Annotated in this window: 12 protein-coding genes; 10 read left to right on the top strand and 2 right to left on the bottom strand. The window is 49.0% G+C overall.

The window, feature by feature from the left end:
- The first annotated feature begins 202 nt into the window (after positions 1 to 202).
- From PAEVO_RS28610 to PAEVO_RS28590, 5 genes are all read left to right on the top strand, one after another.
- The gene (locus tag PAEVO_RS28610) at positions 203 to 1705 is read left to right on the top strand and encodes an S-layer homology domain-containing protein (protein WP_100540891.1); all 1503 of its coding nucleotides are present in this window, start codon (positions 203 to 205) and stop codon (positions 1703 to 1705) included.
- 254 nt (positions 1706 to 1959) lie between these two features.
- On the top strand, positions 1960 to 2169 hold the full coding sequence (locus tag PAEVO_RS28605) for a hypothetical protein (protein ID WP_071219760.1): 210 nt from the start codon (positions 1960 to 1962) through the stop codon (positions 2167 to 2169).
- A 246-nt stretch (positions 2170 to 2415) separates the two neighbouring features.
- Positions 2416 to 3492, top strand: a complete 1077-nt coding sequence (locus PAEVO_RS28600; protein ID WP_100540890.1) for a S1C family serine protease — start codon at positions 2416 to 2418, stop codon at positions 3490 to 3492.
- On the top strand, positions 3492 to 5420 hold the full coding sequence (locus PAEVO_RS28595; protein ID WP_100540889.1) for a copper amine oxidase N-terminal domain-containing protein: 1929 nt from the start codon (positions 3492 to 3494) through the stop codon (positions 5418 to 5420). The genes PAEVO_RS28600 and PAEVO_RS28595 overlap by 1 nt, the downstream gene beginning before the upstream one ends.
- Before the next feature lie 247 nt (positions 5421 to 5667).
- On the top strand, positions 5668 to 7626 hold the full coding sequence (locus PAEVO_RS28590) for a GTP-binding protein (RefSeq protein WP_100540888.1): 1959 nt from the start codon (positions 5668 to 5670) through the stop codon (positions 7624 to 7626).
- A gap of 338 nt (positions 7627 to 7964) precedes the next feature.
- Here the strand turns inward: PAEVO_RS28590 and PAEVO_RS28585 are convergent, their stop codons facing one another.
- A complete protein-coding gene (locus PAEVO_RS28585; RefSeq protein ID WP_100540887.1) occupies positions 7965 to 9173 on the bottom strand; it encodes an MFS transporter in 1209 nt (402 codons plus the stop codon).
- Positions 9174 to 9783: 610 nt separating this feature from the next.
- On the opposite strand from PAEVO_RS28585, the gene PAEVO_RS28580 reads away from it, so the two are divergent.
- From PAEVO_RS28580 to galU, 5 genes are all read left to right on the top strand, one after another.
- Positions 9784 to 10881, top strand: a complete 1098-nt coding sequence (locus PAEVO_RS28580) for a DNA alkylation repair protein (protein WP_100540886.1) — start codon at positions 9784 to 9786, stop codon at positions 10879 to 10881.
- Positions 10882 to 11515: 634 nt separating this feature from the next.
- On the top strand, positions 11516 to 14029 hold the full coding sequence (locus PAEVO_RS28575) for a U32 family peptidase (RefSeq protein WP_100540885.1): 2514 nt from the start codon (positions 11516 to 11518) through the stop codon (positions 14027 to 14029).
- A gap of 221 nt (positions 14030 to 14250) precedes the next feature.
- Complete coding sequence (locus PAEVO_RS28570) at positions 14251 to 15288, top strand: acyltransferase family protein (RefSeq protein WP_100540884.1); 1038 nt, start codon at positions 14251 to 14253, stop codon at positions 15286 to 15288.
- A gap of 403 nt (positions 15289 to 15691) precedes the next feature.
- A complete protein-coding gene (locus PAEVO_RS34025) occupies positions 15692 to 15832 on the top strand; it encodes a hypothetical protein (RefSeq protein ID WP_165789774.1) in 141 nt (46 codons plus the stop codon).
- Between the two features lie 70 nt (positions 15833 to 15902).
- On the top strand, positions 15903 to 16775 hold the full coding sequence (gene galU / locus PAEVO_RS28565) for a UTP--glucose-1-phosphate uridylyltransferase GalU (RefSeq protein WP_100540883.1): 873 nt from the start codon (positions 15903 to 15905) through the stop codon (positions 16773 to 16775).
- A gap of 76 nt (positions 16776 to 16851) precedes the next feature.
- On the opposite strand, the gene PAEVO_RS28560 is transcribed toward galU, so the two are convergent.
- On the bottom strand, positions 16852 to 19311 hold the full coding sequence (locus PAEVO_RS28560) for an O-antigen ligase family protein (protein ID WP_100540882.1): 2460 nt from the start codon (positions 19309 to 19311) through the stop codon (positions 16852 to 16854).
- Between the last annotated feature and the right edge of the window lie 35 nt (positions 19312 to 19346).

Genomic DNA, 19346 nt, shown 5'->3' with positions numbered 1-19346 from the left:
TCTGTTCCATGCTGGAAGTGAACTGTGAAGCACACAGCTTATAACATTTCATATTTCAGCAGATGAATAAGGTTAGTGTAATAACGGAGTCCCCGGTTTGATAACGGGGGCTCTTTTTTTCTATTTTCATTTCATCCTTCAATATCTTCGCATTCCAGGATATGGTATGATCTTGATGATTGCGACAAAATGGAGGGATTGTATGAAGAGGATCACCTGTTCCGTTCTGATAGCTCTGGCAGCAAGTGCTTTATACATAAACTCATCCGATAGCGTTCAAGCAAAAGAGGGTGTACCCGTTTCAGATATGGGGCTCTTCGATGCGCAGGAAGCCATTCTCCGGTTAACTGAAGGAGGACCCCATCCCGGTGACGGTGGTAGGGATCTCCATCCGAAAGTGGCCATCAGCCGACAGGATTTTGTCATATTGATGGTGAATGCTCTAAACCTGAACACGGCTGAGCTTCCGGAAGTCGCTACCTTCAAGGATGTACCTAATGATCACTATGCCTTCTCCGCAATCGAAGCTGCGGTTCATGCAGGGCTGGTGAAGGGGATAGGAAATGGAAGATTTGGACCTGGACAGTTGCTGACACGTCAGGATATGGCTGTGCTGTATCAAAGAGCTCTGCAAGGGACTACCGATCGGGAAACCTCGGACGGGGAAGCCACGCAGCTGGAGCTGGAGTTACATGAAGGCTCCTTCAGCCATTATGCTGAGGATGCTATCGTACTGGCCATGGAGTTAGGTCTCTTTCAGGGATCCGCAGCCGATGTTCTGAATCCCAAGGGTACCGTTACCCGGGAAGAGGCGGCTTTGGCTACAGCGAAGTGGTTGAAAGCCGTGGAGCACATCAGCTCGGATACTGCGGAGGGGGAGGTAGAGACACCACCAGAAACTTCCCGCCCGGTAATCCAAGGTGTCGTAACCTCATCTTCGGGATTATCATCCACAACTCCTGCCGTTCCGGGGTCAGCACAGTCTCATGCGGGGACAGAGACCTTGGCATCTCAGCCGGATTTGCCGATAACGGCACCAATCGCTCCGAAGGATTTGAAATTCCAATATGAGAAGGGTCAGATTCAATTAACCTGGACAGAGCAACAAGGGGAAACTTACAATATTTATTTCAGCGAGAAGTCCGGAACGGGTTATACGTTATTGGCTGACGGAGCGAATGTGAAGTCAGGCGCTTACGTAACATCCGATGTGCGTTTTCAGGAGACCGCCTACTATGTGGTTGAGGCTGTGAACAGCGTCGGCAAGAGTGGCTATTCTAACGAAGTTTCGAGCCGTCCGAATAAAATATCCGATCTTCAGGCCATCCTACATGAGGAAGATGAATCCATTGGTTTAATCTGGTCAGATGCGCAGGAAGGCATAAACTATCATGTATACTACATAGGACCGGACGGAGTACTGTATCGTTTGAATGATGAACCTTTAGTGAGCCGTTCCTATCTTATTCCGAACCGCAATATGTTGGCAGGTCCGTCCGGCAGATATGCGATCCATGTAGTAGCTGTGAACGAACTGAATGTAAGCAGTGAACCGTCCAATGAGGTTGTGCTGGATGTCAAAAAGGAACCTGAGGATCGGATTACGATCACGGATCCTTCCGTGGCATGGCCAAGTGAAGACTTGGAGAAGGAAACGGCAATAGAGCAGGAATCGATTCCTGAGGAGTATGAAGAACAGGAGTGAACGTTTCTCGATCCTGTCCGGAGTCACTTCGATATACGAAGCAGCCTATGCCTGACTCCCTAACGCAAGCTTGATCCCGCCTTTGCCGTGATGAAAGTCATGCTAATATCTGAAAATTTGGTTAAAAATGAGAAATTTCTATGACTTTTTTTCATTTTTAGGGGCGGAGGGCTTGCATCTGGACGGGCACATGGATAACATAGAAGAAGATATGTAAATTTGCCCGAGAAGAAACCCACGAGGAGGTACGTTTCATGATCCTTGCAGCAGCATCGGATGCGAGCGCGACGTTTAAGACATTTGATATTTTCATGATCCTGTTTACGATTCTGATCTTTGTTGGTGTGGTTCGCTTGTTAATGGCCCGCCAAAAAAATAAATTCGCAATCGCTTTCGGTCTCGTCAGCTTATTTGTGTTCTTGTACTCTGACTATGCCATGATTACAGGATGGTTTAACAATTAGGTTGGCCTAGGTACCTAATTTAAAGCGGCTTCATATGACGAATGTAATGAAATACATACAAACAAGACGCCCGTCTGCTGTTGGCAGTATGGAGGCGTCTTTTTGTTTCTTCGGGGAAAAGTTACATGCTCCGCAGGAAAAACGTAAAAGAAATAGGTCTAGAAGCAATGGCTACAAATGGAAAAACATGATAAATTGAGGAGTACAAGTTGGGTTGAGGATGGAACCGGGGGAGGAACAAACGAATTGAAGAATTTACAATGGCAAAAACGATCGGCGGCTGCGCTGCTGGGGGCCATCATTCTGGCAGGAAGCGGCGATGTGCTTATGCATACAGACATTGCGGCTGCAGCAAGCGCTAAGCCCAAGAATACATATGAACAAAATGCGGTGCCGCAGGTGATCAGCCGGATGTCGCCGTCGGTTGTCGGCATTATCGGGAAGGCAGCACAAGGAAGCGGCGAAGTGGATGACAGATATAACCTGGCGCACGGTACGGGTGTGATCTGGAAGTCAGACGGCTGGATCGTGACGAACGCTCATGTGGTGGACGGGCTAACCGGAATCACGGTCGTAACCTCAGACGGTAAATCCTATAAAGCCAAGGGCGTATACAGCGATCCTATGAGTGATATCGCGTTGGTCAAAATTAACGCCAAGTCTCTGAAACCGGCCAAATTTGCCGCATCCGCGCAAAATGCGCTGGTTGGAGAAACGGTGGTTGCCATTGGTACGCCAATCTCTTTCTCGTTAAGAAACTCGGCATCCGTGGGTGTGGTAAGCGGCTTAAACCGGAGTGTAGACGGCTCTTATCGCCTGATTCAAACTGATACCGCCATTAACCCTGGCAACAGCGGAGGGCCGCTCGTCAATCTGAAAGGCGAGGTCATTGGCATCAACAGCAAGAAGTTTGCCGCCGTTGGCATTGAAAATATGGGCTTTTCCATCCCTGCGGAAACGGTCCATTATATTGTGGATCATTTATTGGAATACGGCGAGGTTCGAAGAGCCGGCCTCGGATTGGAGCTGGAAGAAAGCTGGTCCGCCATCGTGGGCCTGCCTTCGGACGACCCATTGACCGTTACGAAGGTGCTGTCCGAGCAAGCGCGGAAAGCTGGAATCCAAGAGGATGACGTGTTATATGCAATTAACGGAAAACGAATCTATTCCGTCGTTGATATCAACGAACGGTTAAAGCCTTTCATCCCAGGCCAGCAGGTTCAGCTGCTGATGCAGCGGGATGGAGATATCGTGAATGTAAAACTGACGCTCAGCCAGGATGGTAACGAAGCTGCTTCGTCAAGCGTTGGGGAGGCCGAGTAATGGTGAAGAGAGAAAAAACGGAATCAAGCCGACGTTTGCGGCAGATGACAGCCGGAACCTTATCGGCTTTAATGCTATTTACGTCGTTGTCACTCCCCGTATGGGGAGATGACGGTGTGCCGGAGAAGCGTATACTGACCGTGCAAAGCGGCAGCAGCACAGCTTCGGTCAATGGCACCTCGTATACGATTGCCAAGCCGCAGCTGAAGCAGGGCGTATTGATGGTACCGCTGGGCGTGTTTAAAAAAGCTTTTGGCAGCGAGATCAAGCTGGAGGGCGAGAACCGGGTTCGACTGCTGCAAGGACCGCATACGGTTGTGCTCGTTATCGGCAACAAAACCGCATGGATTGACGGGAAAAAGGTACAGCTGCCGGTAGAACCGACGATGGTGTCCGGAACGCTGATGGTACCGCTACGTCCGGTTGCGGGGGGGATTGGTGCCAAGGTAAGCTCCTCCCAAGGCAAGCTGTCCATCAGCCTCATGGTCACGGATAAGGAAGAGAAGCTTGACGAGGGCGAGATCAACAATACGACCGGGAAGACCCGAATCGGAAATAGCTATTATGAATGGAGTATGAATTATCCTTCCTGGATGATCGTTGGGAGAGGAACCGACGACGAGAGCGGTGCTGCTTTCAATGATGCGACGGGCCGCTATTATCTTGAGGTTCATGCCTCCTCTCAGAAAGTAAAGCTGAGTCCTGACGATCTGTTAGAACGGCTCCTGAAAGAACTGAGCGATTCTGGAGATGTTGTGCTTCACCAAGAGACGGTCGCAAGCGGACCGTATGCCAGAGTCATTTCCCGCGATGTCGACGGCGTCCTATGGGAAGGCAGGCAGTATTATGCCAATGATCGCGTCTATGAGCTGTATTTTGCCGATGCCGAAGCGGTTCACTATAAGGATATGGACAAACACGCGAGCTTGCTGGGTTCTTTCAAAACGACCTATCAGGCGGGAGACAAATCATTAAAAGACGTCTCCTCTATCGTAGGTGGACTCCGTGAAGCAGGAAATGAAGAATACGGCATATGGTTTGGCATTCCTGCAGGCTGGGAAATCAACAACAAGGATATGTTATACGGCAGCGAAGGGGAAGGTTATCTGTCCGTCTCGGTGACATCCGCTCCCACAGGGGTTGATGGCACGCTCACAGCTTGGGGGCAGCGGCTTAAAGACTGGCTGTCGGAATCCTTTGTCCCAGATTCTTACGAATACGTCGGACTTACGCCTGTCGAGATATCCGGCGTCAAAGGGCAGATTCAAGAGGTTCGGTACAACTTCGGAGATAAATGGGTGACGGAATATGAAGTGATGATCCAGAAGAACGGCTACCGCTATTATCTGGAGTATGCGGTACCGGATGGCCAGGAACGGACGGCTTCCAACTGGAAGAAGGTGCTGGAATCGATCGAGATCGATTACGATGTGGTACCGGAGAACTTCGGCCGCATTGGCGATGAAGGCTATCTGACCGATAAAACCAAGATGAGAAGCAAAAACTCCGAAACGTACCGCTATCATATCGATATTCCAAAGTACTGGGAACCGCTGAATGATCAGTTCGAGCAGGGAACGGTGGAATATGGATTTGCCGGAGGCGGGTTTGAAATTCTTGCTCAGAAGGATACATCCGCAGAATTCATCGTCAGCAACCTGAAGCGTTATTATAATGAAGCCAGCTCGACTTCAGGGACGACGGTGAAATTGCTTGGCGTGGATAACATTACGTTTGCCGGTGTGCCTGCCGTGTCGTTCAAGGTGCATCAGGTGAAGAACGGCGTTGGTTTTACGACTCAGGAAATCGTGTTTGAAAACGGAGATATCGCGTACACGATTACGACGACGTTGAATGATGCCAATGCAACGGAAATGCAGCAAGCCGCCTTGGCGCGTGCGCTGTCCTCGTTTGAGCTGGTGAAATAATCCGCAGGATGGAATTATGAGCTCAGATCACATGGATTAGAATGAATTTTCGATAACACCGATAGCTGTCCTGCTGCACACATGGGGTGCGGATGGGCAGCTATTGTGGTTTAGATAGCGGAATGGTTCACCCTCGTTCGAAAAATATAGAACATACGTACGTTTATGCGATCTGATATGTTAAAATTAAATCGTGAGAGCAATGGATAAGTAATTAAACCAGGCTTGCAGAAGAGGGAATAAGCGGATGAAAAAAACGATAGGCATGTTCGCCCATGTGGATGCAGGCAAAACCACGTTGGCGGAGCAGTTGTTATATATGACCGATACGATTCAGGAGCGGGGCCGCGTGGATCATCAGAGCGCTTTTCTCGATCGACATGACATTGAAAAGGAACGGGGCATCACCGTATTTGCCGATCAGGCCACCATGCATTTTAACGGCTCCACTTATTATTTAATCGATACGCCGGGTCACGTCGACTTCTCGCCGGAGATGGAGCGTGCCATTCAGGTCATGGACGCCGCAGTTGTCGTCATTAGCGCTGTGGAAGGTGTCGAAGGGCATACGGAGACGGTGTGGCAGTTATTGCGTAAGCATGGCGTCCCTACGTACTTGTTTATTAATAAAATCGACCGGGAAGGCGCGGATGTGGCGCGTGTGTTTGCAGAGATTCAGAGCGAGCTTTCCGCAGACGTCTGTATGATCACGGAGGAGGATGTACTGCACGAAGGCGTGATGCAGTCCTCGCTCATGGAGGCTATCGCGGAGCGGGACGAGAAGCTGCTGGAGCTCTATATGGAACAGGGAGTTGAGGTCTCACGGTGGCTGGATACGATGACAGCGATGCTAAAGAGAGGACAGCTATTCCCCTGCTTCAGCGGATCAGCTCTGCAAAACGTGGGCGTGTCCCATTTCTTGCATCAGCTGGATCTGCTGACGGTTACGGACTATGACCCCAGCGTTGATTTTGCCGGAAGGGTATATAAGATTCGTCATGACGAACAGGGCACAAGACTGACGTATATCAAAGCCATGGGCGGAATGCTGCGGGTGCGCGATGAGATGGCTTATTTCTCCGGAACGGAGACGATCACGGAGAAGGTGACGCATATCCGTTTGATCAATGGAGGGCGCGTAACGAATGTCGATCAGGTGCAAGCGGGTGATCTGTTTGTATTGACGGGTATTTCATCAGCTGCGGCAGGCGACGGGCTCGGGACACTGAGTGGTGGCCGGACCGTTTATGAGCTTGTACCGACACTGAAGTCGAAGGTGCAATTCGAGTCCTCCATTCATCCCAAGGATATGCTGCGCGAATTCCGTCTGCTGGATGCGGAGGATCCTTCCCTGTCTGTCCAGTGGGATGAGCACGCTCAGGCGATTCATATCCATGTGATGGGTATCATTCAGCTTGAAGTACTGGAACGAATCGTGTTCGAGCGCTTTGGTTACCGGATCACCTTCGGTGAACCGGAGATTTTATATAAAGAGACCATAACAGAAGCCGTTGTGGGCTGTGGCCATTTTGAACCGCTGAAGCATTATGCGGAGGTGCACCTCCGGCTGGAGCCGGGATTGCGGAACAGCGGCATCGTGTTCGCCAATGCTTGCCATCCCGACGTGCTTCCGGTCAATTATCAGCATCTGGTCGCCCAGCATATCGGTGAGAGGGATCATCACGGGCTGCTTACAGGCTCTCCCGTCACGGACATCAAGATTACCCTGCTGAAGGGACGGGCGCACAACAAGCATACGCACGGCGGGGATTTTAGGGAAGCCACCTACCGTGCATTACGCCAAGGGCTGGAGAAGACAGTCAATATGCTGCTGGAGCCTTACTATCACTTCAAGGTGAAGGTCGATGCCGAGTATATCGGACGGCTGATGTCGGATTTGACCATGGCGAAGGCAAGCTTTGAGCCGCCGGAAACGGTCGGAAACAAGGTGACAGTCACGGGATCGGCTCCCGTATCGACCATGATGAATTACAGCATGGAATTAGCCGCCTACACCAAGGGAAGAGGTACGATCTCCCTGGTTTACGGCGGGTATGGGCGGTGCCATAACGAGGCCGAGGTCATTGAACGTAAAGGATACGATAAAAATGCGGACCCGGAATACAGCTCCTCTTCGATATTTTGCGCGAAGGGCAGCGGTTACGCGGTGCCTTGGGATGAAGCGGATCGTCATATGCATGCGTGAAGTGGCGGAGGAGAATAGGTATGCAGGCAAGATGTGCGCGCTAGTGGAATATTCGCCGATTTCATCTTGCTCGTGACAAGTGAATGGTGCAGCAATGAATTGAATGATATGTAGCGAGGCAGAATGCTGCTGTGAAAGGCAATCATGCGTAACGAAGCCGTTATTAGCAGGATTAAATATCAATGACATTAATTATGTAATGGAGTATATAGACAATCGAGCGATTATGAGTTAACGATGGTGGGCTATATAAGCCCACCCGATGATTCAATACAAATCCGTAATGAAATACGCACGCGAGATATGAAATCATCCCGCGTGCGTAAAGTAAAGAGATTTTATGAAGAGAGCGATCCTTTTTCAACAGGCTGCTGTCGCGTTGGCCGCATTGTCCAATAAGTAATGGCGGTCGTAATCAGCATTAAGACGCCGGTCATTAAGAATACCGAGTGAATGTTAAAGATGCCGCTGATCATGCCGCCAGCGAGTGGTCCAGCCATCCCGCCGATTTGGTTGGCTGTCTGATTGAGGCTGAACGCACGCCCGCGGAATTCGCTTGGCGTATGTTTGACGACAAGGCCGTTGAGCGCCGGGAATACGGCACAGAAGAACGCGCCGTAAGCAAAGCGGATGGCCGAGAATGCCCAAATGTTGCTGAACAGGATCTGGGCGAGCGATCCGATTCCGCCGGCGAGCAGACCGATCAGCAGCACCTTTTGGAACCCGATTTTATCGGATAAGCGTCCCCAGCGGGCCGCAAACAGGATGCTGGCGATCCCGACGATGGAGAAGACAAAGCCGGCAATCATCGAGGTATGCGATGAAGAGCCGCCGATCTGAGCGATATACAGCGGCAATACCGGCTCGATCGTCATGACGGAAAACTGCGTCAGCACCGTAAGCATGAGCACGGTCATCAGCGCCTTGTTATGTCCGGCGACCTTAAAGGTGTTTATGACGGAGACGCGCTCTTTGCTGGGCACGAATTTCTCTTCCTTGACCCAGAATATGACAAGCAGCGTGGCTGCGAAGCACAGCATCCCTGCCAATCCGAATGCCATTCGGTTGCTGAACAGGGAGGCCAGGGTGCCTCCGATCATCGGGCCCATAATGCCGCCGGTTGCGGTTGCCGTGGACATCATGGAGAGGGCGTAGCCAACTTTTTTCTCAGGGGTGTTGGTGCCTACAATGGCGATTGCGCCCGGAATAAAACCGGAGAGAAGGCCTTGCAGCAGGCGGAGAACCAATACCTGATACTCATTCGTGACGAATGCCATCAGAATATAGATGACAAAGAGCACCAGCCCCGCGCGGATTATCATCGGTTTGCGTCCATATTTATCGCCGACGGCTCCCCAGAAGGGAGAGGACAAGGCGCCCGCAAAAAAAGCGGAACTGAACAGCAGTCCCGACCACATTTCCGTATGCTTGGTAACGCCGAGCTCAATCAGAAAAAGCGGGAGAAATGGTATGACCATCGAGAAGCTTGATGAAACGATAAATGAGCCGAACCATAGTATCCATAAATTCTTTTTCCAACTTTCCATGTCTTCTTCATCTCCTGATGTGCGATTTGTTGTAATCCTTCGAGCTTCGCCTCCTGTCTTTTAAATGGGGTAATGATGTATGTATTACATTTTTAGAGATAACCAAGAGCATAAACTTCGAGACTTGAGTCCTTGTTCGCCGAGAAGCTGCAGGAGTTCCTGCAGGAGAATCCGTCGGTTTACCGTCGGATCTTGGAGAAGGCACTGCGATTATCTCGAAAGGAAAGCTTCCTCTACATGCGGTCTGTCATCTTTGAACGTGCGTCGATAGAGGTTTTTCTTTCGAGATAAGAAAATTGTTAATGGACCAATCCATTTATGTATCGTATGGCGACCCCCCAGGGGAGGCCGGGTTCGGATAAAGCAAAACGCCCCACTAATTTGGCAAACTGGAATTAACCAGACTGCCGCACTAAAGCGAAAGGCGTGCAACTTCATCCTACACCACATGTTTTGGATTGGGAAGAGGCGGGGCACAGGGTTAGAGCGGTCGACGGCACTTTTGGAGATGGGTTGGAACCGCCGGGTTATCGCATAAATAAAGGGCTTTCAGGATTCCATAAGACGTGGATACAATATCGTAAAAATTATTTTTTTAGGGAGATCTTATATGAGAGAAACGCTGAAGGATCTATATTCAAATACGTTGTTCCAGCAAGTGACCGACCGGTTGAAAGAGGTTTATCCGGCATTCGATTCGAACCGGTTCATGGAGCTGATTCATAATGAAGCCTGGGGTCAGGAGGAGTTCAAGCAGCGCATCCGTCATATTACGCTGGCTTTAACGGACACGCTGCCTGCTTCTTACCCGGAAGCCATTGGGATCCTGACGCAGGTAGCCCCGCATTTTAGAGGCGTGGAATATGTCTTCTTTCCGGATTATGTAGAGGTTAATGGGATGGAGGATCTGGAGACATCGATGGAGGCTTTGGCGGTATTCACGCATTCTTCAACGGCAGAGTTTGCGGTTCGGCCTTTCATCAACCAGGATCAGGAACGGATGCTGGCTCAGATGATGACTTGGGCACAGTCCGATGATGAGCATCTGCGCCGATTAGCGAGTGAAGGCTGCAGACCGCGTCTGCCTTGGGCGCCGCAGCTGCCGGCTCTGATTAAAGATCCGCGCCCGGCGCTGCCGATCCTGGAGCAGTTGAAAGAGGATCCTTCCTTATATGTTAGAAAAAGCGTCGCCAATCACTTGAACGATATCTCCAAGGATCACCCGGAGCTTGTGCTGGAGATCGCCGCCAAATGGTATGGCAAGCATCCGCTAACGGATTGGATCGTACGGCATGCGCTGCGTTCGCTACTGCGGAAGGGAGATATCCGGGCGCTGGCTATTTTCGGATACGAGGAGCTTGAGAAGCTGGAAGGACTGGAGGTGCGCGAGCTGCGCATCAAACGATCCGTCATAGCGATGGGAGACGATTTGGAGTTCGCTTTTCAAGTGGTCAACGAAACCGGCTATCCGATGGCGCTCCGCATCGATTACGAGATCGATTATATGAAGGCAAGCGGTAAGCTTGCGCCGAAACGCTATAAATGCTCGGACAAGATCTATGCACCGGGAAGCTGGAAGGTGGAGAAGAAGCAATCGTTTAAACCGATCTCCACCCGCCGTTTCTACTCCGGCGATCACCGTCTTCACATTGTTGTGAACGGCAAGCGTTTGGCCAGCATGGATTTTGTGCTGGAGGGCGCGGAGTAAGGGGAGGGCATGTGGTCAGGATGTGCATTGGCAAAACTAGGTGCAGGACGTGCACTCGGAAACCTGTGGTGAAGGATTCCTGGACCGCTTGACGGTTCGAGGCGATTCCGATCTAAAGTTTTGTACATCGTGTGCATTGCTTCCTGTGCGCACGGTGCGTAGTCCGGGGCATGCTTGGATGGCTGTCAACCGTTGAGATGTTAAGGAGGCTCTGACTACAGGATTCGGAGATCGTAATGCAATTTCCCTGGTAAGGAAAGGGAAAGCAATCTCCTTAGGCAAAGAAAAGAGTTAAGAGCACTAGCCCCGCATGGTGATCATGCACCAGTAGCAGCCGCAGAGGATAATGTGAGGCAGGCCTTCCAATGGGAGGGCTTGTTTTTGTTTTTGTAAATAACCGAGTGCCATGCGGATTATGGCAACACTATCAAATGTGTGGAAATCAAGTTAGCAGGTAGAAGAGAAGCCGGACTTTTGGTACACTAGATAAGTTGAAAAGCTTTCAAAGTATTTACAAACAATTGATATAGATGTCGGATGCCCTGTTCTATGAACATAGAGTATGGCTTGCAGGTTTCAATGGAAGAATAGTAGTACACAGCACGCCGGCTTGGACCGGTCTGGGAGGATATAGATGGACACGAAAGCACTACGAAGAGAAGACGTGGAGCTGCTGGCGCCGGCAGGGGATTGGGATTGCATGCGGGCCGCGGTGGCGAACGGGGCGGACGCGATCTTTTTTGGGGTCGAAAAATTTAATGCTCGCGCACGGGCGAACAATTTCCGGATGGACGAGCTGTCCGAAATTATGGCCTTCTTGCACAGTTATGGGGTTAAGGGGTTCCTGACCTTCAATATTTTGGTGTTCGAGAACGAGCTGGAGGATGCCAAGGAGCTGATCGATGCGTGCGTGGATGCAGGCGTCGACGCGGTGATCGTGCAGGATCTGGGCCTGGTGAAAATGATTCGCGAGATTTCCCCGGATTTCCCGATCCACGGCTCAACGCAGATGACGATTACGTCGCCGGAGGCCGTTGAATTCACGAAGCCGTTTAACATGGAACGCGTCGTGCTCGGGCGCGAGAACAATCTGAAGCAAATCCAGAAGATCGGGGAGCAGGCGAAGCTGCCGATGGAAGTATTCGTGCATGGTGCACTATGCGTATCCTACTCGGGCCAGTGCCTGACTTCCGAAATGTGGGGCGGCCGCTCCGCCAACCGCGGAGAGTGCGCGCAGGCCTGTCGTCTGCCGTACGATCTGATCGTGGATGGCGAGCAGAAGCCGATGGGCGACGTTGCCTACTTGCTCTCGCCTAAAGATCTAGCCGCGATCGATCTGATGCCGGAGCTGATTGAAGCAGGCGTGACCTCGTTCAAGATTGAGGGCCGGTTAAAGAGTCCGGAATACGTGGCCAACGTGGTGAGCAAGTACCGGAAGGCGATCGACCGGTATTTTGACGGCGAGGATGCTAGACCGAGCAAGGAAGAGGTGCGCGAGCTGCAGCAGAGCTTCTCCCGCGGCTTCACGCATGGCTTCCTGGATGGAACGAACAATAAAAAGCTGGTTGAAGGCACGTTCCCGAAAAGCCGCGGCGTGTACCTCGGCCGGGTGGAACAGATTCTGCGCGACGGCGTCGTCTGCAAGCTGGATGCGCCGCTGAAGCGCGGGGACGGTATCGTGTTTGATGCCGGGGATCCAACGAAAAAAGAAGAAGGCGGACGCGTCTACGACGTCCGGCGCAAAGGCGTCAAGCTGGAGGGCGAGGCGCAAGAAGGCTGGATCGTCGATATCGTTCCCGGCCGGAGCGACGTGGACCTGCGCAAGCTGCACGTCGGCGACCGGATCTGGAAGACGAACGATCCCGCGCTGGATAAGCGCCTCCGTCAGACGTACGAGACGGAGAAGCCGTACCGGGTATTCCCGGTACATGTACGCGTCAGTGGCCGTCCCGGACAGCTGCTGTCGACCTGGTGGACCGATGTGCAGAAAGGCACGACGGTCCAGGTGGATTCGGAGCTGGAACTGGAGATTGCCCAGAAGCGGCCGCTCAGCCAGGAGATCCTGGAGGAGCAGCTTGGCCGCCTGGGCGGAACGGTGTTCCAGCTCGAGGCACTCGACGTCGACCTGTACGGCGACGTCATCGTGCCGATTCGCGAGCTCAACAGCATCCGCCGCCGTGCGGTGGAGCTGCTCGCCGGCGAGCGGCCGAAGCCGCCCGTGTACGTGAAACGGGCGGTGTCGGTGTATGGCGATGCGGCTGTGCCCGCAGCGCCCGTGGCCCGCGGTGAGGCGAAGCTCACCGCGCTGTGCCGCAGCCTGCCGCAGGTTGAGGCTGCGCTTGCGGCCGGCGTCGAGATGATCTACGCCGACTTCGAGTTCATCAAGCAGTTCCCGGCAGCGGTGGAAGCCGTGCGTGCAGCCAGCAAGCAGATTGCGCTGGCAACGCCGCGCATCCACATGCCGGGCGAGAACGGCTACCACAACAACATCCTGCGCCTCCAGCCGGACGCCGTGCTGGTGCGCAACACCGGTGCGCTGTATTTCTACCTGCGCCACCGGATGGAGAACCCGGGGGCGAAGCATCCCCGGCTGATCGGCGACTTCTCCCTGAACATTGCCAACCACAAGGCGGCTGACCTGTTTGTCGAAGCCGGATGCGACGCCGTCACGCCTTCCTATGACCTGAACATCCAGCAGATGGTGGATCTTCTCGGGAAGGCCGACACATCCAAGATGGAGATCGTCATTCATCAGCATCTGCCGATGTTCCATACGGAGCACTGCGTGTACTGTACGTTCCTCAGCGAAGGAACGGACTTTACGAACTGTGGTCGTCCTTGTGAAGAGAGCCGCGTGTCCCTGCAGGACCGGATCGGCATGTCCCACCCGGTACGGGTAGACGAAGGCTGCCGTAATACCGTGTACAACGCCATCGAGCAATCCGGAGCCGAGTACCTGGCAAACTTCATGGAGCTGGGCGTATCCAGCTACCGTGTGGAGTTCCTCGAGGAAACACCGGAGCAAGTCCACGAGGTCATCGATCTCTACAACCGCGCCTTGCGCGGCGAGATCAGCGGCACCCAGGTGTGGAAAAAGCTGAAGGCGACCAACCAGCTTGGAGTTACGCGGGGGCAGTTGGTGAAGTAAGGAACGGATTGTATACAACATGTCTGACCTTTGAAAGGGTCAGGCATGTTTTTTGTATTTTTGAATAGGATGAGAGGGGCTTTTAATAGGATTTTTGTAAATGGTGGTTTTCTAAGTGTCGTAATTAATTTTCTAATCGTGTGTAAACATCGTAAATAGAGGAAAGATCATGAACTATGTCGAAAAATAGAATATTAAACTTTTAAAGGAGCTAATTTTTTGTGAAAGAAAGAGATGTTTTTTTTGACAATCTAAAATTCATACTTATATTAATGGTAGTGATGGGTCATTTGTTTCAACCATTCAATGGAGGGATAACGATTGGCCCAATATTTAAATTCCTTTATTCGGTTCATATGCCGTTATTTATTTTTATAGCAGGATATTTTTCTAAAAATATCGATAACAAAAACTATAATAAAAAGGTCATAATCAATTTTGTGATTCCTTATTTAATATTTGAAACCATCTATACTATTTTTGATTACTTCATTTTTGAGCAAGAAAAGCTCGAGTTTACTTATTTCTATCCTTATTGGATCATGTGGTTTATGTTCAGTATGATTATTTGGAAAATAGTTACTCCTTATTTAATTAAAATAAAATTTATTTTTTTGGTATGTGTCGTTATTTCCCTATTAGCAGGTTACGCTAAGGATGTGGAATACTATGCAAGCATTTCTCGTATATTGTATTTCTTCCCGTTTTTTCTTTTAGGTTTTTACTCTAAAAGAGAATGGATAAACAAATTAGATCAGCCACGAATAAAAATAGGAGCTGTGATTCTGCTTTTAATATGCTTTTTTCTACTGTTAATGGTAAATGATTCGATTCATGTTAAATGGTTTTTTGGTACACTACCTTATCAATCTTTGGGATATGAAGACTGGTATTCAGGAGTATATAGACTCATAGGTTATCTATTCTCTGTTGTTGTTGGAACTTGTATCCTAACATTAACGCCAACAAAGAAACTGCCTATTATATCAAACTTAGGTAAAAATACATTGTATGTTTTTATTCTTCACGGATTTATTATTAAATATCTTGAACACATTGAATATTATAGAAATTTCACAAGTACAATAGGTAAGCTAATACTCATTGGAATTGGTCTTATGATAACGATTTTTCTATCTACTAATTTGGTAAGGCGTTGCACGAGTTGGATAATCGAACCAAACTTAAGTTTTGTTTTTACAGAGGGTAATAACAACAGTGTGGAGGAGAAGCATAAAAAAACTTTCACTACATTGTAATATAATAACGGAGTTAATACATAAAAAGAGCAAACCAGGTCGTTTTTGCCCTTACCGATGACATAAATCAATTTGTAAAATCCATGAAGATCAAGGACAGTTAATCCACGTTCCTGATATCAGGTGGATTGTCTTTTTATACCTACCTTACGCGCCCTAAAAAGTGAACAACCGGGTATATTTCTAAACAAGTTCCAGAATCTTGGGTATGTGGTAACGGAAAGAGGTGTGTAAGTTTACTGGTTCGTCCTGACAGAAAAACGGTGGCAACAATGAACGATTATGGTTCTGCACAGTTCTTACTTACACCAGCGGATGGGAAAATGAAAGTAAGGCCTGGGGGAACCTACCAGGTGCCTATCCTTCGTCTTTCTATACATACCGAAAGGGAAGCATTTTTAAGATGGAGTACGACCATTACTGGGGTAATCTTTTCTATCTGACGCTTCCCGAAGGGGTGGTGACCATTATGCTCTCCGACTACCAGGAGACATTCTTGGCCTTTTCGCTGAAGCCGCTTGCCTTTGACAAAAACCGATTTTAATCGATGGGTTGGCCGGACTCATGATACAATGTCATCAATATGGGAGACTTACGGGATTGGAGAAGATAAAATGAACATTCGTAAAGCGATCATACCGGCCGCTGGACTTGGTACGCGGTTCCTGCCAGCCACGAAAGCGATGCCGAAGGAGATGCTTCCCATTGTGGACAAGCCGACCATACAATACATCATCGAGGAAGCGGTCGCTTCCGGCATTGAGGACATTATTATTGTGACGGGTAAGGGGAAGAGGGCGATTGAGGATCATTTTGATTCTTCATTTGAGCTGGAACATAACCTAGCTGAGAAAGGGAAATGGAACCTCCTCGAAGAAGTGCGCAAGCCCTCCAACATGGCAGATATCCATTATATCCGTCAAAAGGAGCCTAAGGGGCTGGGTCATGCCATTTGGTGCGCGCGCAAATTCATCGGGGATGAGCCGTTTGCCGTGCTGCTAGGCGACGATATCGTGGAGTCGGAGATCCCTTGCCTAAAACAGATGATGAAAGTCTACGACACCTACCAATCTGCCATTGTAGGCGTTCAGCCGGTATCCTGGGATGAAGTGGACCGTTACGGGATTGTAGATGGACTTCAGAAATCAGAACGAATCTATGAAACGTTGAGGTTGGTAGAGAAACCGTTCCGTGCCGAGGCGCCTTCTAACCTGGCCATCATGGGCCGCTATATTTTGCCGCCGGAAATCTTCGACCTGCTAGAGAATCAGGAGGTTGGAAAGAACGGGGAAATTCAACTGACAGATGCGATCTCCACCTTAGCTCATCGGAGCCCCATCTATGCGTATCATTTTGATGGGATGCGTCATGATGTCGGCGAGAAGTTGGGATTTATTGAAACCAGCATTCATTATGCATTGCAACGGGAAGATTTGAAAGATGATTTGATTGCATATTTAAGCGGGGTTTTGGGGAAAGTTCGGTAAAAGCGATTTTATACACATAAGAAAAAAAGGGGGCAGTTGGGTAGAAGATTTCTACCACGAACTGCCTCCTTTTTAGTTAAAATTGAAGATTAGCAAGTTGTTGAACATTGTCCTTCGCATTCGGATCAACTTGGGTTAGTCTCCCCATAAGGGCATCATCACTCAAGTTTTGTTTTTGTAATGCTGCCAGATACCAACGTACAATCTCCTGTTGGGTTGTCTGCGAGAGATCTTCTTGTATGCCGAGCTTAAGAGCTTCTGATGCTTGCTTCGGCTGATTCATCATGAAGTGCATTTTTCCTGTATGGAGGATCATGTCGGGTGTGTTTTCGAAAGGGTTACCTTGTAGTTGGCCTTCAGGTAATGTAGCTAAATGCTTGATACCTTCTTGTACTTTAACAAAGGCTGATGTTGCCGAATTAAAGTACTTTTCTTTTCCGGCAGTGTCCCCTTCCCCTAAGGCTTTCATTCCCAGGTCATACCCTTTATTTATTATCTGCTCGTACCAATTGATATCCCATTTAAACTTGTAGGCATTATTGATAAGAATTTCATAAGCTTGTTCAGGCTGTTTGTTCATTTCATAACTCTTAACTAATTGATTCAGCATAGATTTGTTATGAGGCTCATCTTCAAGAACTTGATTTAAGAGATTAGTAGATAGTTGGAAAAAGCCTTCATCCTGACTCTGCTGATAAAGAGATTGATACAATGAGTTTAATAGAAGGACGGATTCCGGGTGGCTAGGTCGAATGCTGAGATCTTTGTCCAGTGGTGCCTTAATCTCTTCGAACGATGTACTAACCTGGACAATTTTTCGAGCCTCCAAACCAGCTTCAGCAGCCTGTACGTAACGGATAGAAGTAATTAGTAAAATAATAGAAGCAAGGCCTACAACAGCAGAGTAGATATTTCTTGCTGTCGAATCTTGCACATTCCATTTTTTAATTGGTTTGCTGTTCATTACGGATGCCATGCCACCGAGTCCAAGGAACACAAGGATTCCCATGAACACGTAACTCATGTTAAAGTCCAAAATACTGTGAATCAATATCGACAGTACCAAGATGAGATATAGGAAGTGACTGTTGCGTCCCTCATCATCAGTTTGAACGTACCCTCGGATGTATTTATAGAAGATATACACAATGAATGACATAAATACTAGAAAGCCAATAAGACCAACCTCTATCAAGTATTGAAGGAAGAAGTTATGGGCCTGAGTACTTGTATAGGGGTTGTTCTGATACTGCTCATACAGTGAAGCCCAAGCGCCTCCGCCAGCACCGATAATAGGGTAGTCAGCCAGAACTTTCATGGCATCCTTGTAGAATGTGAACCGTTCAAGGACACTATGTTGGTTGAAGTTAATGTTTTCGAGCCGGACGCTGATATTTTGTGGCAATACTTTTTTGAGATTGGTGCCGATGAATAGGAAGATCAGCAAGCCACCCAAAACTAAGGAACCGATGGGAATCCACATGTTGGAGGCCTTTTTAGCGGACCAATTGCTTAATGCTTTTTCCAGTTTTGGAGCAATGAAACTTTGAATGACCCATCCAAGGATTCCTACAATAGCGGACGCACTGAGCAAAATTCCCCAACCCTTAAGGGCGCCACTGCTGCTGAAGGTTTCATTCAAATTCAACCCTAACTCTGTTACCGGTTTAGAAATGATCAGCGAAGCTACACCCGCTATACCACAATAAAGAATCCACAATAATTGTTTGGCCGGCTTCAGGAATAGGAGCAGCAGAACAAATACTACCGGCAGCATGACCAAACCACCACGAGATAACGTTAAGAGCAACGAAACAATGATGGGCACCAGCATGAAGCTATGAAACGCTTGCCCATACCATTTTCTAGATGTTGTAACAAAAAAGACTGCCGCGAACAAGAAAGCCATTAGAAAAGCTGCATAAGTATTCGCGTACTGAAATACCGAAGTCAGACGAAGACCATTAGAGTCGGTCATGACCGCATGAGTATACGTACCGTTTAAGACCGTGTTAGAAAACCATTTTGCAATAGCACCGGCAGTCTTACCTTGGCCGAACCAATGGAGTAGGCCGAAACCAACAATAAGATATGCTACAGTCATAATTGTACTTTGAATGATTCGGTTCCCTAATTTGTCACGAAGTACATATAATCCAATGATGAACATAATGGCATAAATGCAATTTATGACGACCATATTCATGGCAAGACTATGGGAAGCCGCACTGATGAGTGAGAGTATGTAAGTTAGAGGTAGTAAAAGCACACCCACAGCAAGCCAATCTCTTTCATCCTTGAGTTGGATGCTTTTATAAAATTGTGCAATCCAAAGAAATAATAATAGAGTTGCTAGTATAGCAGCCCAGAAGATTGGTTTCTCGAATTGTAGCTCTTGTCCGTTGAATAGAGCTGTCTGGAAAGGCGTCCAGAACAGAAATAAGATAATTCCTGAAATTAACACCCATAACAAAGCGGATCGCTTTCCTTCTATCCTCGACTCAGCGGCTTTTTTACCGTATACTGGATTCGACAACGTAATTAGCTCCTTTTCTTGTAGATACGACAATA

It is taken from the genome of Paenibacillus sp. GM2FR (assembly GCF_002803325.1).
GTDB classification, from domain to species: Bacteria; Bacillota; Bacilli; order Paenibacillales; family Paenibacillaceae; genus Paenibacillus_AQ; species Paenibacillus_AQ lautus.
The sequence above is the reverse complement of the archived record's forward strand: the minus strand, read 5'-3'. Positions and strand labels throughout refer to the sequence as shown.

What these genes read in the sequence shown, in the direction of transcription:
- PAEVO_RS28610 (WP_100540891.1), top strand. Translation starts at nt 203, where the DNA reads ATGAAGAGGATCACCTGTTCCGTTCTGATAGCTCTGGCAGCAAGTGCT.
- PAEVO_RS28605 (WP_071219760.1), top strand. Translation starts at nt 1,960, where the DNA reads ATGATCCTTGCAGCAGCATCGGATGCGAGCGCGACGTTTAAGACATTT.
- PAEVO_RS28595 (WP_100540889.1), top strand. Translation starts at nt 3,492, where the DNA reads ATGGTGAAGAGAGAAAAAACGGAATCAAGCCGACGTTTGCGGCAGATG.
- PAEVO_RS28590 (WP_100540888.1), top strand. Translation starts at nt 5,668, where the DNA reads ATGAAAAAAACGATAGGCATGTTCGCCCATGTGGATGCAGGCAAAACC.
- PAEVO_RS28585 (WP_100540887.1), bottom strand. Translation starts at nt 9,173, where the DNA reads ATGGAAAGTTGGAAAAAGAATTTATGGATACTATGGTTCGGCTCATTT.
- PAEVO_RS28580 (WP_100540886.1), top strand. Translation starts at nt 9,784, where the DNA reads ATGAGAGAAACGCTGAAGGATCTATATTCAAATACGTTGTTCCAGCAA.
- PAEVO_RS28575 (WP_100540885.1), top strand. Translation starts at nt 11,516, where the DNA reads ATGGACACGAAAGCACTACGAAGAGAAGACGTGGAGCTGCTGGCGCCG.
- PAEVO_RS34025 (WP_165789774.1), top strand. Translation starts at nt 15,692, where the DNA reads ATGGAGTACGACCATTACTGGGGTAATCTTTTCTATCTGACGCTTCCC.
- galU (WP_100540883.1), top strand. Translation starts at nt 15,903, where the DNA reads ATGAACATTCGTAAAGCGATCATACCGGCCGCTGGACTTGGTACGCGG.